Below are 2222 nucleotides of genomic sequence, written 5' to 3' on the forward strand. Positions count from 1 at the left end.
CCCCGGTCTCGGTCGCTTCCAGGATCGGGACCATCAGCAGCCGCTCCACGACCCGCTTCCACCCCGCACTGGTGATGACGACCAAGTCGTCATCGTTGGAGCCCAACTCCTCCTCCGCAATCTCCTCGTCGGTCTGCTCGACCTGAAGCCCCAGCTCCTTCCGGAAGCCCTGAGACCACGTCATCTGACGCCGACCCTTCGACCCCTTCTCGTACTCGTGCCACAGGTCGAGCGCGTCAGCGTCGCCCGCCTCCGACGCCGCATCGAGCAGCGACCACGCCGGGCGAGTGCCCAGGGCGTCCCGCACGCTCTTGGTCTGGGAGCCCGTGAACTCGTACGCGATCCGGTCCCCGCCGTGGACCGCCTTCGTGAAGTAGCGGCCCAGGTCGGCATCCGCCGCCCCATCGATCAGCCGGGCATCCTGACCCACCATCAGCGGCTTGGCCAGCCCCACCGACTGGAGGCCCCCAGACCACCGAGCGAACATGCCCGCGTGGAGTGCCTGGACCTCCGGAGCGACCAGGGCGGGAGCGAAGAAGACGAGCGAGTGCACGTGGACGTGCCAGCCATTCCGACCGTGGGTGACCTCCACAACGCGCATCCAGCCAGCGACCCCATGCCTCGCCTTGTCCGTCGTCCAGCCCTTGCCACCCGTCACCCGGCCCCACGCCTTGCTCAGCCCGTCCCAGAGGGTCGCCAGACGCTGGCCCTTCCGGTGCCGCATGGTCAGGGTCACGAAGCCGACCCGACCGCCGAGCGCCTGCCAGATCTCGACCGCGGCCCCGATCTCGACCCTCCGGCGAGCCATGACCTTCGACGAGCACACCGGGTCGGCCCAGACCGACCCGCAGGACTGCAAACCGGCAAATCCGGCGACGTGAGCCCGCTCCCGGACCGTGACACCGAGGGCGGTGGCGACCTCCGCCCGACCACAGTGCCGCACCCTCCGGAGGGTGCTCTCGTGCCACAGAAACGCACGGCCCTCGTAGCGACGTTTCCGCAGGTCAGAGGCCATATTTGGCGCTAGGGGTGAAGAGTTATTCGCATAGTTCTCTAGGGGGCTCCGCCCCGGGGTGCTCACGCGAGCCCCAAAGGGGGGGTCCGAGGGACCGGAGGAAGGCCCAAGAGCTCCGCCAGGTACCAGGACCGGCGAGCCCGACGAGGAAGCGCCCGAGGGGGCGGGTTGGGTACTCTGGGAGACATCGACACCCCTTCGTGGGTGGCTCGGTTGAGGCACGACGGCGAGAGGCGCCAACCTCTACGACCCGGAGTGTTTGTGGGCTCTGAACAGGCCAAACGATAGCACCCTCGGGCGTGAAATCCCGAGGGTGCTTCGTTGTCTGGCGTGTCGCCGCTACTGCGCTGCGGAGGAGGAGGGGTCTGCCGGGGGCGGTGAGCCGACGCCCCAGCGGTCCCCTCAGCGCCGTGGACGGGCTCTCAGGCCCGTGGAGCAACATCCGTACCGGCATCGCAGCCGGGGGCCTCCCAGCCCTTCCGGAGACCCGGTCAGTGCGCAGACCCGCCAGGAGCCCTCTAGAGGCCCCAGACAGGCCGTGAGCGCCACAGCGCGGCACCAGGGGAGGAGCGCCGGGGGCGGTCCTCGGGCTCCGCCCTTGCGGTCCGTCCCTGCCCCTCCTCCCCTGCCACCGCGCTCTGGGTGCATCCGGGCTCTCCGCAGACCTCGACAGAGCCGTCCTGGTGGATCGCGACCACGTGACCGCCCATGCTCCGCGCGAGCCGACCAGCGGCCCGACGCTCAGCCCGTGACGTCATCGCCGTGATCCTTCGCGGCCCACAGCTGACGGTCCTCGACCGCCGAGGCCCACTCCGCGAGGTACGCCGGCGGAACCTCGTCCTCGACGTCCGCCATGACCTTCCGGATCGACGCCCGGTACTTCCGGGCCGTGCTGTCGTTGAGCCCCATCGCCTCGACAGCCCCTCGACCGGCCGACCCGTCGATGACCAGGAACGCCGAGAGCCTCAGCGCCGTGCCGACCCCGAGACCCCGATCGACCAGGGCGCGCACCATCCCGAACAGCGTTGCGCCAGCGGCTTGACCCACCCACTCCTCCATCTGCTCCGGGCTGATGCCCGCCGCGACCAGCCGAGCCTCTACCTGCTCCGCCGCCTGCTTCTGCTCGTCCTCGTTCATGCCAATTCCTCTCCGGGGAGCCGGTATTCGACACCCTCACGCATCAGTAGGGACCGCAGCGCCGGGAGGC

General features: G+C 69.8%; 2 protein-coding genes. Both read right to left on the minus strand.

The window, feature by feature from the left end; all coding sequences use genetic code 11:
- The coding region (locus V3N99_00005; GenBank protein ID MEO3935118.1) for a protein rep at positions 1 to 943 on the minus strand (943 nt) is incomplete at its 3' end.
- 813 nt (positions 944 to 1756) lie between these two features.
- A complete protein-coding gene (locus V3N99_00010; GenBank protein MEO3935119.1) occupies positions 1757 to 2152 on the minus strand; it encodes a hypothetical protein in 396 nt (131 codons plus the stop codon).
- Positions 2153 to 2222: the final 70 nt, after the last annotated feature.

This window comes from Dermatophilaceae bacterium Soc4.6 (assembly GCA_039889245.1).
GTDB lineage: Bacteria > Actinomycetota > Actinomycetes > Actinomycetales > Dermatophilaceae > Lapillicoccus.